This window comes from Pseudomonas sp. NBRC 111123 (assembly GCF_001320205.1).
Taxonomy (GTDB): domain Bacteria; phylum Pseudomonadota; class Gammaproteobacteria; order Pseudomonadales; family Pseudomonadaceae; genus Aquipseudomonas; species Aquipseudomonas putida_J.
The window spans coordinates 24,987-45,159 of the sequence record NZ_BCAZ01000008.1; the positions used below are offsets into that span (position 1 = coordinate 24,987).

At 56.2% G+C, this 20,173-nt stretch carries 18 protein-coding genes, 1 pseudogene and 1 riboswitch; of the genes and pseudogenes, 10 read left to right on the top strand and 9 right to left on the bottom strand.

Features of this window, described 5'->3' with window-relative positions; translation table 11 throughout:
* Positions 1-26: 26 nt before the first annotated feature.
* Positions 27-3,419, bottom strand: coding sequence for an Ig-like domain-containing protein (locus tag APH27_RS06550; protein ID WP_060484324.1), 3,393 nt, complete (start codon positions 3,417-3,419; stop codon positions 27-29).
* A 251-nt stretch (positions 3,420-3,670) separates the two neighbouring features.
* Positions 3,671-3,785: riboswitch (TPP riboswitch) on the top strand.
* Between the two features lie 79 nt (positions 3,786-3,864).
* Between APH27_RS06550 and APH27_RS06555 the strand changes: the two genes are divergently transcribed.
* Together APH27_RS06555 and tenA are read left to right on the top strand one after the other, a co-directional pair.
* The gene (locus APH27_RS06555; RefSeq protein ID WP_027917241.1) at positions 3,865-4,512 is read left to right on the top strand and encodes a TenA family protein; all 648 of its coding nucleotides are present in this window, start codon (positions 3,865-3,867) and stop codon (positions 4,510-4,512) included.
* Entirely contained in the window at positions 4,509-5,174 is a 666-nt protein-coding gene (tenA, locus tag APH27_RS06560; protein WP_060484325.1) for a thiaminase II, read from the top strand. Before APH27_RS06555 ends, tenA begins: the two co-directional genes overlap by 4 nt.
* A gap of 11 nt (positions 5,175-5,185) precedes the next feature.
* Here tenA and APH27_RS06565 read toward each other — a convergent pair whose 3' ends face one another.
* The 3 genes from APH27_RS06565 to APH27_RS06570 form a co-directional block, all read right to left on the bottom strand.
* Complete coding sequence (locus APH27_RS06565) at positions 5,186-5,380, bottom strand: hypothetical protein (RefSeq protein ID WP_060484326.1); 195 nt, start codon at positions 5,378-5,380, stop codon at positions 5,186-5,188.
* Between the two features lie 201 nt (positions 5,381-5,581).
* The gene (locus APH27_RS27110) at positions 5,582-5,911 is read right to left on the bottom strand and encodes a DUF3077 domain-containing protein (protein ID WP_082435020.1); all 330 of its coding nucleotides are present in this window, start codon (positions 5,909-5,911) and stop codon (positions 5,582-5,584) included.
* Positions 5,912-5,952: 41 nt separating this feature from the next.
* The gene (locus tag APH27_RS06570; RefSeq protein ID WP_060484327.1) at positions 5,953-6,219 is read right to left on the bottom strand and encodes a DUF3077 domain-containing protein; all 267 of its coding nucleotides are present in this window, start codon (positions 6,217-6,219) and stop codon (positions 5,953-5,955) included.
* Between the two features lie 656 nt (positions 6,220-6,875).
* On the opposite strand from APH27_RS06570, the gene APH27_RS25675 reads away from it, so the two are divergent.
* On the top strand, positions 6,876-7,106 hold the full coding sequence (locus APH27_RS25675; RefSeq protein WP_082435032.1) for a sigma factor: 231 nt from the start codon (positions 6,876-6,878) through the stop codon (positions 7,104-7,106).
* Here APH27_RS25675 and APH27_RS25680 read toward each other — a convergent pair.
* Positions 7,045-7,307, bottom strand: a pseudogene (locus tag APH27_RS25680) (MFS transporter); the annotation flags it as partial. The gene APH27_RS25675 and the pseudogene APH27_RS25680 overlap by 62 nt on opposite strands.
* 672 nt (positions 7,308-7,979) lie before the next feature.
* Between APH27_RS25680 and APH27_RS06575 the strand changes: the two are divergent.
* The 5 genes from APH27_RS06575 to APH27_RS26325 are packed head-to-tail and all read left to right on the top strand — an operon-like array spanning position 7,980 to position 13,036.
* Complete coding sequence (locus APH27_RS06575) at positions 7,980-8,201, top strand: hypothetical protein (protein ID WP_060484328.1); 222 nt, start codon at positions 7,980-7,982, stop codon at positions 8,199-8,201.
* Positions 8,194-8,844: a hypothetical protein gene (locus tag APH27_RS06580; RefSeq protein WP_156335854.1), complete on the top strand. Its 651-nt coding sequence runs from the start codon at positions 8,194-8,196 to the stop codon at positions 8,842-8,844. The genes APH27_RS06575 and APH27_RS06580 overlap by 8 nt, the downstream gene beginning before the upstream one ends.
* Positions 8,841-10,727, top strand: coding sequence for a Mu transposase C-terminal domain-containing protein (locus tag APH27_RS06585; protein ID WP_060484330.1), 1,887 nt, complete (start codon positions 8,841-8,843; stop codon positions 10,725-10,727). Before APH27_RS06580 ends, APH27_RS06585 begins: the two co-directional genes overlap by 4 nt.
* Positions 10,720-11,703 carry an AAA family ATPase gene (locus tag APH27_RS25685; RefSeq protein ID WP_082435022.1) on the top strand — a complete coding sequence of 328 codons (984 nt, stop codon included), beginning with the start codon at positions 10,720-10,722 and terminating at the stop codon, positions 11,701-11,703. Before APH27_RS06585 ends, APH27_RS25685 begins: the two co-directional genes overlap by 8 nt.
* Positions 11,687-13,036, top strand: coding sequence for a hypothetical protein (locus APH27_RS26325; RefSeq protein WP_156335855.1), 1,350 nt, complete (start codon positions 11,687-11,689; stop codon positions 13,034-13,036). Before APH27_RS25685 ends, APH27_RS26325 begins: the two co-directional genes overlap by 17 nt.
* On the opposite strand, the gene APH27_RS26330 is transcribed toward APH27_RS26325, so the two are convergent.
* Positions 13,031-14,077, bottom strand: coding sequence for a hypothetical protein (locus tag APH27_RS26330; protein ID WP_156335856.1), 1,047 nt, complete (start codon positions 14,075-14,077; stop codon positions 13,031-13,033). The genes APH27_RS26325 and APH27_RS26330 overlap by 6 nt on opposite strands.
* Positions 14,078-14,229: 152 nt before the next feature.
* The gene (locus tag APH27_RS06600) at positions 14,230-14,634 is read right to left on the bottom strand and encodes an antitoxin Xre/MbcA/ParS toxin-binding domain-containing protein (protein WP_371262702.1); all 405 of its coding nucleotides are present in this window, start codon (positions 14,632-14,634) and stop codon (positions 14,230-14,232) included.
* 360 nt (positions 14,635-14,994) lie between these two features.
* On the opposite strand from APH27_RS06600, the gene APH27_RS06605 reads away from it, so the two are divergent.
* Positions 14,995-15,852: a hypothetical protein gene (locus APH27_RS06605; RefSeq protein WP_060484334.1), complete on the top strand. Its 858-nt coding sequence runs from the start codon at positions 14,995-14,997 to the stop codon at positions 15,850-15,852.
* A 180-nt stretch (positions 15,853-16,032) separates the two neighbouring features.
* Positions 16,033-18,270, top strand: a complete 2,238-nt coding sequence (locus APH27_RS06610) for a hypothetical protein (protein WP_156335857.1) — start codon at positions 16,033-16,035, stop codon at positions 18,268-18,270.
* Positions 18,271-18,308: 38 nt separating this feature from the next.
* On the opposite strand, the gene APH27_RS06615 is transcribed toward APH27_RS06610, so the two are convergent.
* Positions 18,309-18,872 carry a hypothetical protein gene (locus APH27_RS06615; RefSeq protein ID WP_060484336.1) on the bottom strand — a complete coding sequence of 188 codons (564 nt, stop codon included), beginning with the start codon at positions 18,870-18,872 and terminating at the stop codon, positions 18,309-18,311.
* A 69-nt stretch (positions 18,873-18,941) separates the two neighbouring features.
* Positions 18,942-20,033, bottom strand: a complete 1,092-nt coding sequence (locus tag APH27_RS06620) for a site-specific integrase (protein ID WP_156335861.1) — start codon at positions 20,031-20,033, stop codon at positions 18,942-18,944.
* Positions 20,034-20,173: the final 140 nt, after the last annotated feature.

The following is a 20,173-nucleotide window of genomic DNA, read 5'->3' on the forward strand; positions in this document are numbered from 1 at the left end:
CGATGGGCCGCAGAGCGGCCCCGCTGTTACTTGATGCTGATGGGTGCCGTCACGCTCTGGCCCAGTGCCGACTTCACGGTGATTGTCGCCGGTGTCGCCGGGCCGTTGCCGGTGGTGCTCACCGACAACCGCCAGCGCGCTCCGCTGGATGCCGCCGTCAGCGTCGCCGTACCCAGGTTCAGCGGGCCACTGGTGGTGGCTGCGGTCACCGTGATGCTGTTGCCGCTGGCCACCGAGGTGGTGCCGGAAATGTCCCAGGTGTAGCGGTTGTTGCTGCGCACCTGCACCACGGCACTGCTGACCTCGATCTGGTCCGCCACCACCGCTGGGCCTACCGCGACACTGACCGTTGCCTGGTTCAGCGAATCGGCGCCCTTGGCGTCACGCGCGGTGTAGTTGAAGCTGGCGGTGAACGGGGTGTCGACCGTCGCCGGCGGCGTGTAGGTCACGGTGGTGCCGTCGGTGCTTACCGAGCCCTTGCCCGAGTCCGGCTGGCTGAGGCCCTTGACGGTAAGCGGCAGGTTGCCTTCGGGGTCGGTGTCGTTGGCCAGCACGTTGATCACGATCGGTTTGCCCGCTGTGGTCGCTGCGCTGTCGTTCACCGCTACCGGTGGCTTGTTGGCCGGGTCCGTGCTGTTGTTGCTGGCGGTACGGAATGTCGGCAGGCCCACAGAGGCCATGTATTGCACGCCATCCCAACCCGGCAACGGAGTCGGCATCACCTGGAATTGCCCAGGGTGTTCGATGTCCCAGCGCAGCAGCATCGAGCTGTCTTCGTGCTGGGTGTTGTGGCAGTGCTCCATGTAGGTACCGGCGAACTCACGGAAGCGGATGGCCATTTCCACTTCGCTTGAGGAGTCAGCATCCGGGCCGATGCGGTAGACGTCCTTGCGCGCCCATTTTTCCCATTCCGGTGGAGCCTTGCCGTCACGGCTGAGGACCACGCCTTCTTCGAAGTGCACATGCACCGGGTGGCTCCAGCCGCTGCCGCCGTTCTTGATCTTCCACACTTCCAGGGTGCCGTCGCCACTGAAGCCACCTTGGGTCGCTTCGCTGGCCAGTTGCGTGGCGGCAGAGATGCGCCGTGGGTCCATGCTATAGCCGAAGCCACCGTCGGTCTTGATGGTCCAGGGGGTGGTGTCGGTACCGTCGGAGCGGCCGAAGGTGAACTCGCGGTGGCGGGCCGCCTTGATCTTGGCCTGGTCGGCCACGGCATTGCGGTCGATGGTCAGCGGGATCATTTTGAGGCCTTCAGCCTTGCCCGGTTTGGCCGGTTCATAGGCACTCGGGTCCATGCTGACGTCGGTGCCGCTGTAGGGCTGCACGACCAGTTGCAGGAACTTGCCGACCACCGGGTCGCCTTTGTCCCATTCAGGCCCGTTGCTGGTCTGCTTGATCACTGCCTTGTACTTCTCGGACAGCACGTCGGCCAGCGAGATGGGTTGTTTCGGGCCCTTGCCGGTCTCATGCTCCATGATGTTGACGAAGTACAGTTTGTCGCCGACCTTGATGCCATTCTTGGCGAAGTTGATGATGATGTCGTAACGCTCGGCGATGCCTTGCAGTGGCAGGATGCCGTTGTTGTCGTCGGTCTTGCCGTCGCCGTTGAGGTCCATGGTGCCGTCGAATGGCACGGCGTGTTCCATGATGTTGCCGTCGTTGGCGATCATGTGGAACGGCACGCGGGCGTAAGACACGTTGGAGCCGGACGGGCCCTTGAACTCACCACCGTTACCTGCAATTTCACGGACCACCGCGAACTTGAAGTAGCGCGACACCGAGCCGTTGAGGATGCGGAAGCGGTAGCTGCGGGCGCGCACCTTGAGCTTGGGCTGGTACTGCCAGTTGACCAGCACCTGGTCACCGAGGAAGCCGTCGGTGTTGAACGGGTTGAACCACAGCTGGCCGTTCTGATCCCAGGCCTTGTCAGCGATCACCAGGTTGACGTCGTAGTCGCGGTTGCCCCACGGCATGGCCGAACCGCTCGGGAAGCGCAGGTTGACGCCGTCCTGCAGCGCTTCGTTGCCACGGTCGATGGCGCTGTAGTAGTTCATCATCACGGCGTTGCCCTTGTAGACGTTCTGCGCCGTGAAATCCATCATGTGGTCGTGGAACCAGTGGGTACTCATGGTTTCGTGCCAGTCCCCACGAATCTTGATGCTGCCGTTCTCGCAGGTCTTCAGCCCAGGGCTTGCGTCGTTGACGAACAGGGTTTCGCCGGGCGAGCAGGGGAAGGCGGCACGCGGGTCTTCGGCACGGGTGTTGATGGTGTCGTAGCCCGCCAACTGGATCGGCCAGCGGTAGTCATAGTACTGCCCAGGGAAGAAGTAGGCGTTGGCGAAGCCATCGCTCTCGGCCGGGGAGTGTCCGTTGTGCTCGTGGGTGGAAATGGTGTGCAGGCCAAAGCCTGCGTTGGCCGCCGGGTCGATGGGCAGCGCGTTGTAGTGGCGCATCAGCACCGGCTGGCCATAGCGGACCATCAGCAGCTTCGGCGGGAAGGTGCCGTCGAAGGTCCACAGCGATTTGTGGTTCTGCTGCGGGAAATTCGGGTGGAAGCGGGGGTCGATGCCCTTGGTGGTACCGAGGGTGGTGGGGATGTCCGAGGTCTGGTAGTACAGGCCGCCCGGCGCGAACTCGCCGACGGCATAGTTGTGCAACTGCTTGCGGTCACGCAGCCCCTGGTTGATGCGCGCACCGGCCTGCGCCGTCTTGAACGCCGCCTGGGGGTAGAATTCGTTCCAGCGCTGGTGCGACCAGCCTTTTCCTGGTGGCCGGCCTTCTGCTGGCGAGCCGACCGAGTTGCGGTTGAGGAACAGCTCGATCTGCGCCTTCCACGGGTTGCGGTCGAGGGTGTTGGCGTATTGGGTCGGGAACGGGAATAGGCCCGGTTGCTTGAGGAAGGCTTCCAAGGCGTTGCCATTCGGGCTGCTGCGGGCCACCACGTCCGGGTCTTGCGCAGGGGCCGCGCCCAGTGTGGGGACCGGGAAGGTCAGGGTAGGGGGTGGCAGGTTGGGGTCGAGTTTCTCCGGGCCGAATTCCTCGAACAGCAGCAGTTGCTGGGTGAACGGCTGGGCGCCGAACAACGGGCTCGGCTTGCCGTTGGTAGGGTAATTGCGTGACGTCTGCAAGGCAGGCGGCAGCACGTTGTCGACGCGGTTGCTCGTGCGAGTGCCGTATACCCCGTTTTGCAGTTCCAGGGAGCCTTCGTTGGCCTCGGGCATGGTGAACAGGTTAAGCAGCGCCGGGGCTGGGTCAGCCGGCTGGTCATCGTAATGCGACGGGTCCGTCGGCGGTGGCTGGCTGACATCATCCAGCGAGGAGGCCATGGCTGAGATCAGTCCGAGGCTGAGCATCAGCGCGGTTACGGCGGACAATTTGAAGGCGTGGCTGTTGGGGTGGATCACGGCAGGGTTTTTCATTGCCTGGTGCCTCGCTCACGGCTAAATGGCTATGGGCCATCAATGGCGTATTGCCGGGTTTTCAAGGCCTGAGCAACGGATGTGCCAACAGATGTTTCCGTAATGCTTTGTTATACAAATCCTTGCGACGCCTGAGGCGCGCAAAATAATGGGGTGTCAAAGAGCGGGTGTAGGCCCCCGAAACTGGGCAGCGCTTGGCCCAACTCCGGTGATGGGAATGGTGACAATGGGTGATTGGGGCTGTATACCTGTTACCCACCAAGGGGAGCCCGGCAACGGGCTGAGAAACCGCTGGCAACTGCAGCGCGGTGACCCTTCGAACCTGATCCGGATCATGCCGGCGAAGGGATGGGACTGCCGACCTGCCTTTTTGCCGGCCTCATTGCGAGGCCACATCATGCCCAGCCGCTACGGTCTCGCTGTCATGCCCAAGGGGGGCAGCAACATGACCGAACGTTTCAGCGAAACCCTTCAACGCCAGAACCAACCCACCTGGTCGGCCGCCGTTGGCCACCGCTTCGTCACCGAACTTTGCGCGGGCAGCGTGGCCGACCCGATCATGGTCCGCTACCTGGTCCAGGACCACCGCTTTCTCGACAGCTTCCTGACCTTGCTCGGCGCCGCGATCGCCACGGCCGACACCTTTGAAGCCCGCCTGCGCTTCGGCCGCTTCGCAGGGATGATCTCCAGCGACGAGAACACCTATTTCCTGCGTGCGTTCGAGGCCCTGGATGTCAGCCCGGCGCAACGCACCGAGCCCGCAGACACTGCACCTACCGCCGGCTTCAAGGCCATCATGCGCGAGGCCGCCGCTACCCGTTCCTATGCTGCGGCACTGGCCGTGCTCAACGTTGCCGAAGGCCTTTATCTGGACTGGGCCCTCAAGGCACCCAAGCCGTTGCCTGCCAACTTCGTCTACGCCGAATGGATCACCCTGCACGACAACCCGGCATTCTGTGATTTTGTTGCCTTCCTGAAGGCCGAGCTGGACCGGGTCGGCCCACAGGAAGCGGCATTGGCCAGTGATTTTTACGCCCGCACCGTGGCGCTGGAGCTTGCCTTCTTCGACGCCGTCTACACCGAGGAGGCTTGAGCATGGATATTTTCGAGCGCTTGAAGGCTGCTACTGCCGGGCAGTGGAGCCGCTATGTCGACCACGACTTCGTGCGGCAGATGGGTGAGGGCACGCTGCCAGAAGAAGCTTTCCGTACTTACCTGATCCAGGACTACCTGTTCCTCATCCAGTTCGCCCGCGCCTGGGCACTGGCCGCCTACAAGAGCCGCCTGCCGGCGGATATCCGCGCTGCCCAGGCGGGCCTGGCGGCAATTCTCGACGAGACCGAGCTGCACCTGCGCTTGTGCGCGCGCTGGGGGTTGTCGCAGGCCGACATCCAGGCAGCGCCGGAACACCAGGCGACCGTGGCTTACACCCGCTACGTGCTCGACTGCGGCGCGGCGGGTGATTTGCTTGAACTGCATGCGGCGTTGGCGCCGTGCGTGATCGGGTACGCCGAGATCGGCCGCACGCTGGCAGCGCGCATCGGGGACTTGAGCGACCACCCGTACCGGGAGTGGATTGGCGAGTATGCCGGCGAGGCTTACCAGGGCGTGGCGGCAGCGGCGCGCAAGCACCTGGATGAACTGGCGGCGCGGAGCATGACCGAGCAGCGGTTTGCCGAGCTGGCACAGATCTTTGGCCAGGCTTCAAGGCTGGAGGCTGATTTCTGGCAGATGGGGCTGGATGGCGCTGCCTGAGGCCAGGCTATTCATTCGGGCTTTTGCATTGAAGTCTTGTGAATCGCCGTGCACATGTACCGTACGGCGATCCGGTCGCGCTCAGGCAGGGTGCGGAAGTGGTCGATGAGGTTGACCTCTTCCTTGTTCAGCCAGCGCAGGAATAGCCGTGGGTTGAATGACGCGAAAATACGGAGTCTGCGGACAAGAGGAGAATCGATTGCCATAGAATCGCCTTGCTTGATTGTGGGCTCGTCCGTGAGATTCCCCTACTTTGTCAGTGGATAAAGGCAAAGTCCAGCGATCGGGGTCTAGGTTTTGGGCGGTTTTTCCAGGCGCAGTACGCTTCATGTGAGTTGCCGCTGCTGCATATTTGAAAATATTCGGTCCCGCAGTTGGTACATTCCGTTTTCCCGTACGTACAAAGCCTAGGGCGTGGGGGAGCGGCCGTGTTCAAGTTCATCCAACAGGGCGAATATCATTGTATTGAGGTGATGGGATGCTGCGATTCTTCGATGGTCACCCAACATGACGCCGGTGTGGTTGAGGTAGCGGGAACAGTCCATTAATTTCGAGGCTTGCTCTCTGGCCTGGCTGGAGGGGAGCTCGTGGATAGCAGTGAATAGTCGTTGGGATGATGGGTTGCGAGGGTCCAGATAGTTGGCTCTCGCACGGCTAGATGTCATGTCTCGCGGCATTTTTGAGTTCTCCTGACTAGGGTTCAAGCGCTTGGATTGTGGGCGCGCGTTGTGGCCCATTTCCGGCAAGCGCGGCTCCCACAGGGACGTATGTTTCGGTTTCAGTCTTTCATCATGCCCAGTTCGGCATCGTCGAGCAGAGCCTTTGCCAGGGCGCAAAGGTAGTGAGAGGCCCAGATCAGTTGGGGCTTTTCTTCCATCAGGCCGTCGATGGAAAGGTCGCGGGCGTAGCCCATCAGTTCCGATGCCTGTTCACGGGCGCTTTGGCAGGGGATGCCGGATTCGATGCGAAAGAGAGGGTGGCCCTGGTTTTCACCTTGGTAGAAGGTGGTTTTGCCGACTGTGAATTTGTTTTCTTCGATGGTCATTGTTTGATCTCCCTGAAGTTGTAGCTGGCTGGGCTGGCGTGGATGACGGCACCGTTTGCGCATCCGCTGGTTTTTGAATTTAAACCAGCACCGATTCGCGCAATTTGCGCAGGGCTTCAAGTTCGCGCATTGATGTCATGACCAACATCGACACAGGGGATTTTGGCTGCATCAACATCGCCTACTGTGCAACAAGTTCCGCACAGCGTGCGTAGTCAGCCGCCATCATCAACGCGTCCGTAGATAAGTGGAGCTACCACGGCCTTGCTGTCAAACAATGAGGTGGCAGCTGTACACGGGTTGACAGACCGAGACGTTGGCACTCGGCGCACCAGAGGGTGCCCGCACGTACAGCCACCATAAAAGTGTGCACATGAAGACTACGTCTACAGTCTGCCAAAACCGGTCGCTGAATTGGCAGCGACTGGCCGAGACTAGAATCCGCATTGATCATGTGCAACGAAAAAAGGTTGTCAGCAGTATCTTTGGGAAATGCCCTACAAGTAGTGGCTAAAACTGATTTTTTTAGCCATAAGACGTAACAAGGTGTATCTCGGCTTTTCGTAACAATGGAGCAAAAGTTCCACACACGCCATTGGCCTCAGTACGAGAAGCGATACTGACCCGCATGGGCAAGCCAGCGAGAGCATGGCGCCATCGCAGGCCTCTACCTAGCGCACCACAGCTGGGTACTGAGCCTGCTGCGCCGCCGGCCAGGCAACCGTGAGCAGGTCTTGGACTTGCCTCAGGACACGTTCGTCCGTCTGCTACGCAGCGAACTGACAGCGCCGCTGCACGAGCCGCGTGCCTCCCTGGGCACCGTGGCCAGCCGTGCTGAGGGATCAGCCAGGCTGCGAGGAACCCGCCCAACCCCGGGCCCATGTTGAAGCCAGTGCACTTGATGGTGATCAGCAGCGAGCGGCGCCTTTCTGGCAGGTATTCGCCAGCAGGGTGGTGATATTGGGCATGGCAGCGCCTAGCGCGATGCCGGTCAGCAGGCGCAGCACTGCCAGTTCATAAGGGTTGCGGGCAAAGGCGCTGGCCAGGTTGAACACGCTGAAACCCGTGACGGCAATCAGCAGCACTTCACCGGGCCGAATGCCGCACGCGACGGGCAATCCTCAATGGGGCATCGAATCTGCTTCCAGGGCTGTTTGCGCGCCTACCGTACTGAGCCTTTCGAGCAGCATCCTCAACGTGCACTTTTTTATCATTCACATGCGATAAGCCGTGATTATTAAGCCTTAGATTTCACTTGAAATTTGCTTTTCATAGGAACAAAATCCCTACGTAATTACATAGTATGCCCGCAATGATGCAATTCTTGGAGAATTCAATTCTTGGAATTTTCCTATTCCCGCGCTTAATCCTCTCTTCGCTACGATATTTCTCATATAAATCATATCTATTTATAACTTAAATTCATATCAATGCATTTTCTCCATTGCATGGAAAAACACTATTTTCTGGAGAAAAAGTCGTTTGCTACTAAATTCTGGAAAAAATGCCGTCGATCTGATTCTTGGAGATTTTTTCGCGAATTCCTTTAAGTAGCTGATTTTTCGTGGTTTTTTGAAAGCCATAAGGATAATGAAGTTCCTTTTATAACAAAATCCACCGAGACTACGTTTTTTTATAGCTAATAGCTATTTCCTTCGTCGCAGCAATCATCTAGCCTGTGGTCGTTGCTTGTGAGGCGGCCCCCGCTAAGAGGAATAGGACGACCTTACTTTCCATAAAGCTCATTTTGGAGAGTAGGGATGTTGTTGTCTGAATCGTTATTTTCTAATGCTGTGACCGTATTCGTTTTCACTGTGCCGACGAAGGTTGCTGTCCAGAAGCAGGCGAAGCGGGTGCTGGCATTGGGTCTCGCTTACTGGTGCTGCCGGTTTAACCATCATCAATCTTGCATCGACCACTTCCTTCTGGGCTCTACGCTGTGCCTCGACAGCGATCAGCAGTCGGGTGACTGCTATGTCTGACGTGCCCAATTCATCGTTCCCATATCCCGCGCTCCGCGAAGCAGAACGTCCGAAGGGCGGCCATCTGTATCGCGTATTTAGCTTAACGAATCATGCTCCGATGAAGCTATTTCACCGTGAGCAGCTATTGGCGTGGACAATGCTTGAGTTTGATCCAACTGTTGTCAGTTTTGAAGCCATAAACCGCTGGTTCGACCATGTGAGCGGTGCCATATACATTGGATACTACGTGAGGTATATGGAGTACGATTGTTTTATGTATATTCCAAATCCGGCCCACGTCGAGGCACTGAAATCACTTGAGAAATACGCAAAGTCTTTCAATGTGAGGCTCTCTCCAATGCTGTCGGAGAAGATCCCGCAGAATGATACTCTATTCTGGAATAGGATGAGCATATTGTCGGTGCTGGTGAGTGCGCGCGATAAACTTTCATCTAGAAATCTCGCGCAGTTTGCTCGCTCGATTGAGAATTGTGAAGTGGCAGTTGGCGAGCTGGAGCAGATGCCGAACTACGTCGACCAAGAGGCTCTTGCGTACGCTTTTGAGTTGGTGCGCAAAGGTCACTTTTCAATAAGTGGACTTAATGATGAGTTGTTGCAGAAATCTTCTGTGCTCCGAGTTGCGAAGTCGGTGAAAAGATGAGTGATGCCAAGAAAAGATTTTCCAAGTTTGAGTTGATGAAGGAAAGTATCGATGTTAGTCAGTGGCCAGCGCTTAAGATGGAAGCGTTGGCGGAGGCAAAGCGGATCCGTGTTGAACCGCGATATAAGGCATTGCAAGCCTATCTTTTAGATGGCGCTACGTTAAGTGAGATAGTAGAGAAGTACAAGGTGCCTTCGTCATCTCTATTTACGATGATAAATCGAGCGATTTTGACCGATTCGGATGGTGAGCTGGTAGGTTATCGGGCTGCACTAATAAATTATCGCTTAAACGGTTACAGTCGAACAGCCCTGATTGACGAAGCGTCACCTGATCCAACGATCAACGGTGATGCAGGAGTATTTCGCAAGTTACTCATGCAATACCCAAAACTGGTCGAGAAGATTAGGCCTTGGGCTAGGCAATATAAAGCGCGCGCCGCAGGGGGTGTCAAAAGGTTATCCTCGTACCATGACCTCTTCCTAAAGGAGTGCGAAAAGCAGGGGGTTTCCAAGTGCGAGTATCCGTTTAATCGGCGAGGCAAAGCCAAGCGCGCTTTGGCCGAATACATCAAGCAATGTGCGCGAGAGCAGGCGAATGAGCAACGGATAAACTTGGCTAAGCAATTGGAAGAGCGGATTTATATACGTGCGTCTGCTCCACTCCAGGAGATACAGATCGACGGGCATCAGTTGGATTTGCATTTAACTGTTCAGGAACAGGATCAATATGGCCTGAGCTTCTGTTATGAAATCCACTGCGTCTGGATCATCCTGGTAATTGATGCACATACGCGCTGTGTGTTGGGCTACAGCCTTGCTCTGGGGCGGAATTATGACCAAACAGACCTGCTTAAGGCGGTATACCGTTCGGTAGCACCGCATGAGCGACCTGCGCCGGTCATTCCGGATGTAATGTATAAAGTGGAGGGTGGATTTCCTGCGGACAGAATGCCGGAATTGGCTTGGGCGACAGGACTGATTTACAAAGTTGACAATGCGATGTCTCATCATGCGACCGATGTTTGGAAAAAAATGGAAAACTTGCTCGGTTCGGTCGTGGACTATGGCCCTCCTCACCAACCGAACGACAGGCCGATAGTAGAAAGTTTTTTCAGATTTCTTATTGATAATTTCTCACATCGTCTGGTGGGAAGTAAGGGTTCTCACTCCAGAGATGAAATAATCAAGCGTCTCGCTCCGAAGGGGGGAGACTTATCACTGCTGCTGACTCTGGAGGAGATGCATCACGCGCTGGATATCGTCATCTCCGATTACAATGGTCGACCGCACACTAGCATCGCCCCGCATTCACCGCTGGACCTTTTTGTACGTACCGCCCGCGAGCAAGGGCTCTTTTACACACGGTTGGCGAAACGATTCCATAATTTGCATGCGTTCACTGATAAGACTCAATTTATTAAAGTGCGAAGCGATGGAAGCCTAAGTGCCTATATAAATTTCAGGCACGTGCGTTACCGCAATCTTCCAGCTCTGAAGGCTTCTGTTGGCGAAGAAGTGCTTATCCAGTGGGATCCTTATAATATAAGTTATTTGAAAGTTTACACGCGCAATGGCGATTATCTGGGTGAAGTTTATCCGCCCCTACCTTGGACGACCCCTCATAGCGAAAAATTACGAAGTCGATTGATGAGTGCCGTGAAATACGGTCAAATTGACTACAGCCAAAGCTCGCTGGCTGACATGTTGCTAGCGTTACAAAAAGCCAATAACTGGGGGCAGCGGGATATTACCACTTACAACCTTAAGCATACTGGCATGGCTGTTTTACCTGCTAGTGAGCCGCCTCACTCGGCACCTTCTCACCCCCCTAAAGAACGTTTACGCCGGAGCTATATAACCAAGGACGGTAGTCATGAGTAACTATGATCCCATGCTGATCCGGCCTTATCCTATCGAGAGGCATCCAGTGGTGAGGCGAGAATATCTCTTATCGAGTGACCCGATTTCTTATGCCTGGGAGCATTTGTACAGAGCTATTAGGCGCCGCAGTGGTGGTCTTGTATTCTGGGGGATGTATCGTGCTGGAAAGAGTAAAATGATCGAATATTTGGCTTTAGAAGCCAAATCACGGTATCGCGACCTTCCGACGGCTAAAATGGATGCGGAACAGAACAGTTATGTATCCTCAAAAGAGTTTTATGTTGGTCTGTGCAATGCTGTCGGCGCTTCCGCTACTGGAACCGCGGGTGAGTGTAAGCGTCAGGCGATTAGACGTATGGTGGAGCAGGGCAAGCGCAATCCACCCCAAGTTTACCTGTTGTTTATCGATGAACCTCAAAAATGGACCGATCTGCAATTGACGTGGCTTTGTGAAGTTTACGACAAGCTAGAAGAAAGCAATATTCGGTTGATTTCTGTGTTGGTTGGGCAGCGCGAATTGGTGACCTTCCGCAAACAATACCTTGAGAGAGGTAACGGTGTGGTCATTACGCGGTTGATGAATACTATCGTCGAATTTATGGGGCTGCGCAGCATCGACGAGGTCGCCTATGTTTTGCAGGGGTATGACACCTTGATCGAAAGCGATCCCGACTGGCCCGCAACTCGTTTTTTCTTTCCACGGGCCTACGCGAAGGGGTTCAGGCTCGAGAATTGCGCCACTGTCATTTGGCGAGCGTTCAGCATTGCCACTGACAATCAAGGTAGGTTCAATGAATGCCGAATACCTATGAAACATCTGACGGGTATCGTGGAAATTCTGCTCTCTGAATACTGCGAATGCGACAATGAAAACTTTGAACTTGAACAAGCACTCGTGGAGCAATTGCTGTCCGAGGTGTTTTTCTCCGACTACCTGACAATGGCCGATGTGACCCTCTATGGCCGAATATCTTGAAGCGAATGGTGGTGACGATGACAAGATCCTGTTCTGGGGTGGCGGCGCTTGCACCAGTGTTAAGTGTTGGCCCCATGAATCGTTTTACACCGTGCTATCACGGCTCGCGCTGGCGAGAGGGGTGCCGGGAGATACGATTGAGCGTGCATTCAAGTCTAAGCACCGCCGCAATCCTCGACAAGGTAGGATCGTGGGCCTTGAAACCCTCAGTTTGGTCAATTTGCGGTTCGCATCCGAACGATTAGGCGTCAGTTGGAAGGTACTTGAGAGTATGTTCCTCCGTGCTGCCCCTATTGATCAGGGTGATGGGTTCGCTCCGTATTTACGATTTTGTCCAGTCTGCATGGGGGCTCGTCGCCACTTTGTATTTTTTCAGCGAGAACAACTGCTGCGCTGCCCGTTTCACCGAGCAGTGCTGCTCAGCCGATGTTCTGCATGCGGTCATCATGCGGAATACACTTGGGGCGCGGGACTGTTTCGGCAGCCGTTTTGCTGCCCTGCTTGCAAAGTCCCCTGGGCAGGCGCACGGATGCGGCAAAGCTTTTTTGATCTGCTGACTCCGAACCGTCAGTCAATACTTCAGCAATACGCTCATAAGCAGGAAAAAACCGAAAGCTCTTTCGCTCGAAACATTGACTGTCCCGGATTTCTGCTAACGCATCCGAAAGGGACGTGGCATGACTACCTATGGCAAGAACAACCGCCACTGTTGGAGCGGCGCGCTAGCGAGGTCAATTGGTCTTTGGAAAATGGCTTCGTCCAGGTGCGAACGCTGCTGGGGCGCAAAGGTGAGCGGCAGGAGGTCGGCGAGTATGAGGTGCGTGAACTGGTGCGATGCCTTAAATCTATCCTTCGGCACGTGCGTAAAAGTTGGCAACTTCGCATGCGCTTTGATGATTTAGTTGTTCCCCGGGAGAGTGCAGAAAAAAAGCGGATCTACCAGCTGTTCTATGAAAGCTTGGTAACTTCTGTAGATGCCCACACACCAGCACAGGCGCCTGATCGTCTAGAACGGATGGTGATTGCTTGGCTCGTACGTCACGCTGAGGCCGAGGATGCAAGGGGCTGGCCGCGATCAGCACGCGCGTGGTACACCGCACATAGCTTTGCCTCACATGTGCTGGACAGGCTCAGCTTTTGCGGGGAAACCGCAACATGGTCATCCGATGTGGAGCAAGCCATCATTTTGAAGTACGTTATGGCAAAAGATCGACCGATCTGGCCACTCGAGTTGATTTATGAAAACGATCGGCGCTCTTACAGACTGCTGCGCCAACAGCGTTTCCTCAGTCAACTGCTCTACGACGTTCCCTGTAACTTGGTGCTTTCATGAGGTTGGGTCACCTTCGCGGGGCTCATCATCGTTACATTGAGGTTGCTCCAAAGATGGCTGCTCGCGTGAATCGATTGCAGGTGCCAACTGACGCAATCCCCGATCGCATACTCCATAGCGGCAGTTGCAGAATCTCCAGAATCCGCACCAAGGCTTCGTTTTTGGTGGGTCGGCAGGAAAAGTATATGCGGAATCGATCTTCTCAGTTGCACTACTACCAGTCTGGCGCGTACGTCTCCGTGGTTTCTTCTGAGTGAGAGCAAACACCCGCTGACGACATTTATCGAGGTCGACCTGAATCCCTGCTGAAATATATTCTTGAGCGGCCAATTTCAATTTTAGATCTTCGCACTCTGCCAGTAGGGCCATTTGCGTTTGTTTTTCTCCGTAGTCACGCTTTAATTTTTCCTCATACTGCCTGAGATTATGCAACGCGGTGACCACCACCGGGTGCTCGATGGTCGGGTTTTCGGGGGTTAGCGGATAACACTCGGGCCACAGGAGGGCGGTCGGTCGAATTCTTAGCCCTTTATACGCTAATCTTCTGCCAACGAGATCAGCCAAAACTGCTCTTAGAAGATAAAGCTCCCGGCGTTGAGCCTCGTTGATAGGCGCCGTTTCCTGCAAGCGTTGGTAGTTAGCCTCCATGGCCTCAGATTCAGATTGCTGTATGCGAATAATCATCTCTGCGTGATATAGATCATCTTGGCAATCCGCGAGGCGCTCTCGCAGTTTCTCGTTCTCCCTGTGTTCGCTGTTAAACGCTTCCTTTAAGCGATACAACGCAAACTCCACCAAGCGTAGTCGATCGTTCAGGCTCTCTTCGCTCACGTCTGCACGGCGTACCGGTGCTGGGGGAGGTGATGGCGTCGCAACTGGCTGACTAGCTTCCTTGGCCAATGCTGTTAGGCGGGCCTTGATGGAAGCAACAGAATATTTGCCGCCCAAGTACTCGGATATAGATTTTGGGGTTGGCACCCGGCCTTGGGCGGATAACGTCTCCACAGCCTGACGAACTTGCCCTCGAGTCACGAGTGTCATGCTGGTATCCTTGAACGACCTTCAGTTGAGAGGAACTCGCGATTTAAACCTGCTCGTGCAGATGAATTCATACTGCCGCGTTGAATGCCGATGATAACGCAAACGGCATTCTGAACAGGGACGATCAGCCTGGCCAGTGCTTGAACTCATTGCTATTGATAGATGCCGAGCTTGATCCGTTGCAAATACGCCTCGATAATCCGAAACGCACACGGGTTGTCCACCACGTAGAGAGGCACATCTCCATCAAGACCGCGGCAGGGTTGCCCTAGCCATTGTTCCGCCAAGTGGTGCGAGCCAAACGCAGTGAAGGCTAGCTCGAATACCCTGGCGTACATGAAGGCCACTGCACTCTGCTGAGCCGTCAGGCGTTCAGGTTGGCGGCGTAAGCGCAGTCTCGCCGTGACAGATTTCCCTAGTATGATCCGCAATACTGAACCGGCGGAGTGAGGTGCGATCTCCGTTAGCATGGTCTGTACGTCGAACAAGGTGAAGCCGGCGTTGATCTGGCGGTAGAGGAGAACCGGACTGAGTTGATCGATGTCTGCATGGATCAAGTACTCCGTTGCCCTGTGTATACAGCTCGTGCGAGACACAACCATACTGGGTTCTCCCTAGGCACTTGAGCGAGCATCTTACGCTGTCGGTCTGGCCCACTCCTGAGCTAAATCCGGGATGTTGTTAACCACCGACCATGACCTCCTGAGGTCTCTGAAGGCGAACCTCGCATCGCCGCTACACATCAGCTTCCTAGGATTACCACTGAACTGGCGTTCGTGTCACTGTACAACGATCGGTCTGGGAGCATAGTGGCTGGATAGCTCGGTTGGAGTTGTCCTGGGCACACGATTACCGGGCCACTGGCGAAGCCCTCAGCTAGTATGGACAGCTCACTGTTAAACATTCAAGGAGCTGTCATGGCGTATACAGCGTCCCCCGAGCTTAGCCCGAACACAAGAATTTACCGCTATATGGACCTAGCCAAATTTCTCTCGTTGATTCATCAACAATATCTGTTTTTTGCCAAGGCCAGTTCCTATGAGGATCTGCTCGAAGGTATGCCCACGGACATGGATAGCTTCATGGGCGGTGGTATGGCTGAGATGCTCGAGCACGTGGTTAATGAATTGTGGCCGGCAGCAGGGGTGGGATCGGACCACTCGCCTCTAGATAAGAAAGCTGCGGCTGAGCACGGCCGCACCCGATTTAATGAGCGAATGGTAAACACTGTCTTGGGACCGGTGCGGGCAGCGGATTTTCCAAGCCATTCGGCTATCTTCGAGGCGGTTTCGCATTGGGTGGATGTCAGCTGTTGGCACACGGATGCTGGCGACGCGGAGAGTATGGCCATGTGGAAAATTTACGGCGCGGGCACGGCAGCGGTGTGTGTGCAGTCGACGCTAGGATCTGTCGTCAGCGCCATGCGTTACCCTGATTCTATGGACCTTCATGCGGGCGTCGTCAGCTACCTTGACTACCAGAACGATTATGTTGGCAGCGATGACCCTAAGCAGGTGTTTTTTCAGAAAAGCCGCTACTACGAGTTTGAAAAGGAACTACGGATTATCATGTACCCATCCCGCACTGTGGATCCCCGGACCTCACGCGCCGAGGCGGGTAGTAAGGTCGCGGTTAATGCCAAGCAGATGATCCAATCGGTATTGATCTCTCCTGCTGCCAGTCCTTGGTTTCGGGACTTGATTGAGCTGGTCTTGCGCGAAGCAGGATTTACGGTCGCTGTGGCAGACTCGAAGATACCTTTCCGGAGAAACTGATAGCTTTGCTAGAGCAGGGAGCCGACGGCGTACCCGTTGTAACGTTTTGGTCTTCAGATAAATGCGCTACCCCGCGCGGGGCATCCGCGGGTTAAAAGTGCTCCTAGGACGGCACCAGCACAAGGTCGAGCGAGCGCCCTTCGCTCATTGGAAGTCGGCTCTAGAAAAGGAAAAATAGTAATGCGTGATATGCCGGGATTGCCTGGTGGGGAGTGGACCGTTCACCCCTATAGCTCAATGGATCCTGAAACCTTGCGTGCGAAATTGGTCGCGCAAGGCCGTGAGAGTCAACGAATACTGCCAATCCTGTGCGATCGAGTGCTTGCAATACTGCAATGCTGTTATCCCCCACACCTACTAGCGGTTCTCGCTATGAACGGTTTGCAGGCACCGGTTGACGATCACGGTGTAAAGTCCGAAGGCTTGCTGAAAGGCATCACACAACCTCATGTTGAACTTTTGCAGGCGCTGATCTTGACCTTACCTCTTGATCAATGGGGGCGCCGACCTGCCGAGTCTCGCGAGATCCAGCAACTGATTGACGACCTGAGTGCACTGTCAGACGCCTTCTACCATGCGCGGTACACCACGCTGACTCAAGCGACTACGGTTGAAGAGCGCGCGTTACTGTTGCTGCAGGAGCGCGTGCGCGGACACACCCAGTTTGTTCGGAACTGGGGGTACCATGGGGCGGTTCTGCAGATATCGCGCGAGCTCTACGGAGCACTCGATAGTGAGATGAGGGCGACTTACGGCTTTGGAGCGACTGACCTGATCGACATTGCGAAAGCCGCACTGGTAGATGTCGAGCAGCGCAGCTCTGCACGTTTGCAGCGCCTTCTCGCTGTATTCCGTTGCGAAACCCTGGACGATATGGTGCACGCGTTTTATCGCGAGGACGATTTGGCGGAGGGCGATCCAGAGGAGTTTTTGCAGCATTTACCCGACTCTGTCAGTCGCGAACAAGTGGCCACGGCTTTGTGGTCACACGCTGATCGGCAACTGGTCCGGCTGTTGGTGGCTGACCCAGAGCGTATCGCGCTGGTTTCAGGGCGTGATAAAGACATGGTGCTGCGGGTATTGGACCAGCTGTCACTTACGCCTGGAAGCTTAAGTGCCGGCAACATCCCGCACTTTTTTATGGGCAACCCCATCTGGTCGGCACCGTGCATCAATACCGGGAACGAGTATTTGCTGCCCATGCCGCATCTCGTATTCAGCCACATTCACGGGCTCATGCGTGCACTGCTGGATGATCAGGCGCCGACGGTAAAAAAGAAAATGGCTCGGACTCGTGCCGAATATCTGGAAGCGCAAGTCTGCGCACTGCTGCGCAACGCGTTTCCTACTGCCCGGCTGCAAGCAGGGGTCAAATGGGCTATCGGCGCAGATCGTTATGAGACGGATGTCTTGCTGGTGCTTGACCGTATCGTTCTGATTGTCGAAGCGAAATCTGCTGCGATGAGCGCACAGGGTTTGCGCGGGGCACCAGAACGCGTCAAACGCCATGTTCAGGAATTGCTGGTTGAGCCCGCTGTGCAATCTGAGCGTCTGGCGCAGGTGATCGTCGCGGCGCGTGAAGGCGATGCGGTGAGCCAATCCATACTCAACCCACTGGAGATCGACGCAAAGGCCATCGATCATGTGATCCGGCTGTCGGTGACTCTGGACGACTTTTCTATTCTCGCAAGTTGCGAGGCGGAACTGGAGAACGCTGGTTGGTTGCCGGCATCGCTAACCTTGGCTCCGACCTTGAATCTCACCGACCTGGGCTGTGTGATCGATATTTTGGAGGAGCCGGCGTACATCCTCCACTATCTGGCAAATCGCGGCCCTATCCAACGATCCGCTGAGTTGTTGGGTGACGAACTGGATTACCTTGGCTTCTACTTGCAAACTGCTTTTGGGGCGGGGGCTGTCAGCTGCCCGGGCACCGCGTTTGCAATTTCCGGAATGTCTACGCCCATCGACCGCTATTACACTAGTCGAGATGCCGGGGTGAGTCTTCCCAAACCAGCACTGCAGTTACCCGAGTCAGTGCGTCGGGTAGTGCAGAAGGCACAGCACCGGGGGCGTCAAGGGTGGACCACGGTCTGCCTGGCATTGCTCGATATTGCCTATCATGCCGGTGAGAACTTGGACGTCGAGCTCTTTTCCTTGGCTCAGGCGGTGGCGAACAACCCCGATGATCCAGAGCAGCCACGTGGACTCGCGATCCTGTCTGCGCCCTACAGCGATAATGTGGTGGGCTTCTACATTTACCCTAAAGCTCGCAGCAGTAGTTGCCGTGAAGACGCGCTGGCGTTCGCTCAAGAAGCCCTGGCCGCATCGGGGAAGGCGCGCTGTGTGGTTGTGGGTCGTATGCTGGAGTCCTGGCAGACGCCCTACGCATTCACCGCGATGGTGGTGGAGGGCTGACGCTCACGAACTCCAGCCAGTAGGACCTGCACCTGCTTTTAATCACCCCCCCGAACGATGGACTGCCAGCTCGTTTCAAGGCAAGCATTGAGGGTTTTCGCCAGCAGATAAGCGGAATCGGGCAGAGCACATAAAGCCGTGCCGACCAGTGTCAACAGAGCAGCGATGATGATGGCTCCGGCCTGACCTGCCAGCGCGCGGGGCAGGGTAATTTCCTCGTGGTAGCGAATGTTGTCGAAGCACAGGCGCATGTGGGTTTTCAGGAAGGCTAGCTGAAACGCCGTACTGGCATGCTCGTCCTGTAATGCGCGTAGGTCCTGACGGAGCGAGGCCAGTTCTCGATGCTCGGGGGTTGCATAGTGCTGCAGGGCAGTGGTGTTGGTGAAGGTGGATGACTTGTTCTCAGCGATCGCTGGCGTTGGCACGAAAGTCGCCCGCATGGCCTGAATTTTTGCCGTGGCGGCTAAGCCGATGATGACCAGCGCCGAAAAAACTGCGAGGAGCAAGCCGAAGACCAGCATATGGTTAGCTTCGGCTAGGCCGAGCAGGACAAAGACAGTGGTCAAAACCAGCATGACCGTGATACCGACCGCAATTTGCATGGACCTTCCCTGTGTAGTAGTGGAGCGCGATATTAAGAGCAGTGGCAAGGGAAAATCCAGGGACATGGGTTAGCCGTCCTCGACCTCGTCAGAGCTGTCCTTCTGCGGTGGTGAAGAGGCCAATAACTGACTAGCACGACTGCCCAGTAAGGACCCCGCCTGGAAATAGCCCATCACGGTGCTGACGCTACGGTGCTCGGTCATCGCCATCACCTCGCCAAGCGGCACGCCCTGGCGTCCGGCCTCGGTGACGAAGCCCGAGCGGAGGCTGTGCGCCGCCCAGTCACCGTCGAGGCCTGCCAGTGCCGCGCGACGTTTGACAATGCGCGCGACCTGGTCACCTGACAGACCAGCAGCCGCGACCCGCCCCCCTTTGTACAAGCGGCGAAACAACGGACCCTTACTGGCCGGTGCTACAGCGAGCCAGGCGTTCAGCGCTTGAGCCGCCGGTCCCTGCAGCGGCTTTTCCCGCCGCACGCCGCTACTATCGGTTTTGGTTGCCCCAAGTGCATATAGCCAGGTGTCGGCGTCCAGACGGCGAAGGTCTTCGATCTGCAAACCCACGATTTCCGAGCGGCGCCGGCCACCGCCGCTCCAGGCCAGCAATAGCAGGGCGCGATCGCGCGTACCACGCACGCCGTCAGTGCAGGTGGCAAGCATCGCCTGCAGCGGCTCCAACACTACTGCGGTTTTCTTCCGCACGGATACGCCTTGGCGCGCTTGGGCCTTGCGCGCCTCGCGAAGAAGCGTCTTCACCGCAGGAGCCTCACTTGGGTTATCCCAGCGTCGCAGGCGATGCCATTTAGCTAAAACTGCCAAGCGATGGCTAACTGTGCTGAACGACAGTGGCCCCGGCTTGCCCTTGATCTTGGCTTCCACCAACGCGGCATCGACGGCCGGCGGCAGTAGGTGTGTCCAGTTACCAGCAGTATCGGGCCTGGCCAAGTGGTCGACGATGAATTGCACGGCGACCTCGGGTGGCAACGCGCCGTCGCCGAGCGAGCGGCGATAACGCAACCGTAGCCACGCGGACCAGTAGGTGAGGGCGCTCTGGTAGCTACGCACGGTATTGGCCGCAGTGCCTGCCGCGATGAATGCTTCAGCAGCGGCGCGGGTGCTGTCGGCCAACTCTGCTAGCACCAGCGGCTGGGAGGAGGGCATCTGTACCGGCTCTGTCAATTTCATCTCGCTCAACGCTGCAATAGGTTCGGATAACCTGTGGCTTATCAGATCCAATATAGCTGAGCACACCGACCGTTGGTAAGCCTTTCTACACCTGTAAATGGTGGCCCCTTTAGGGG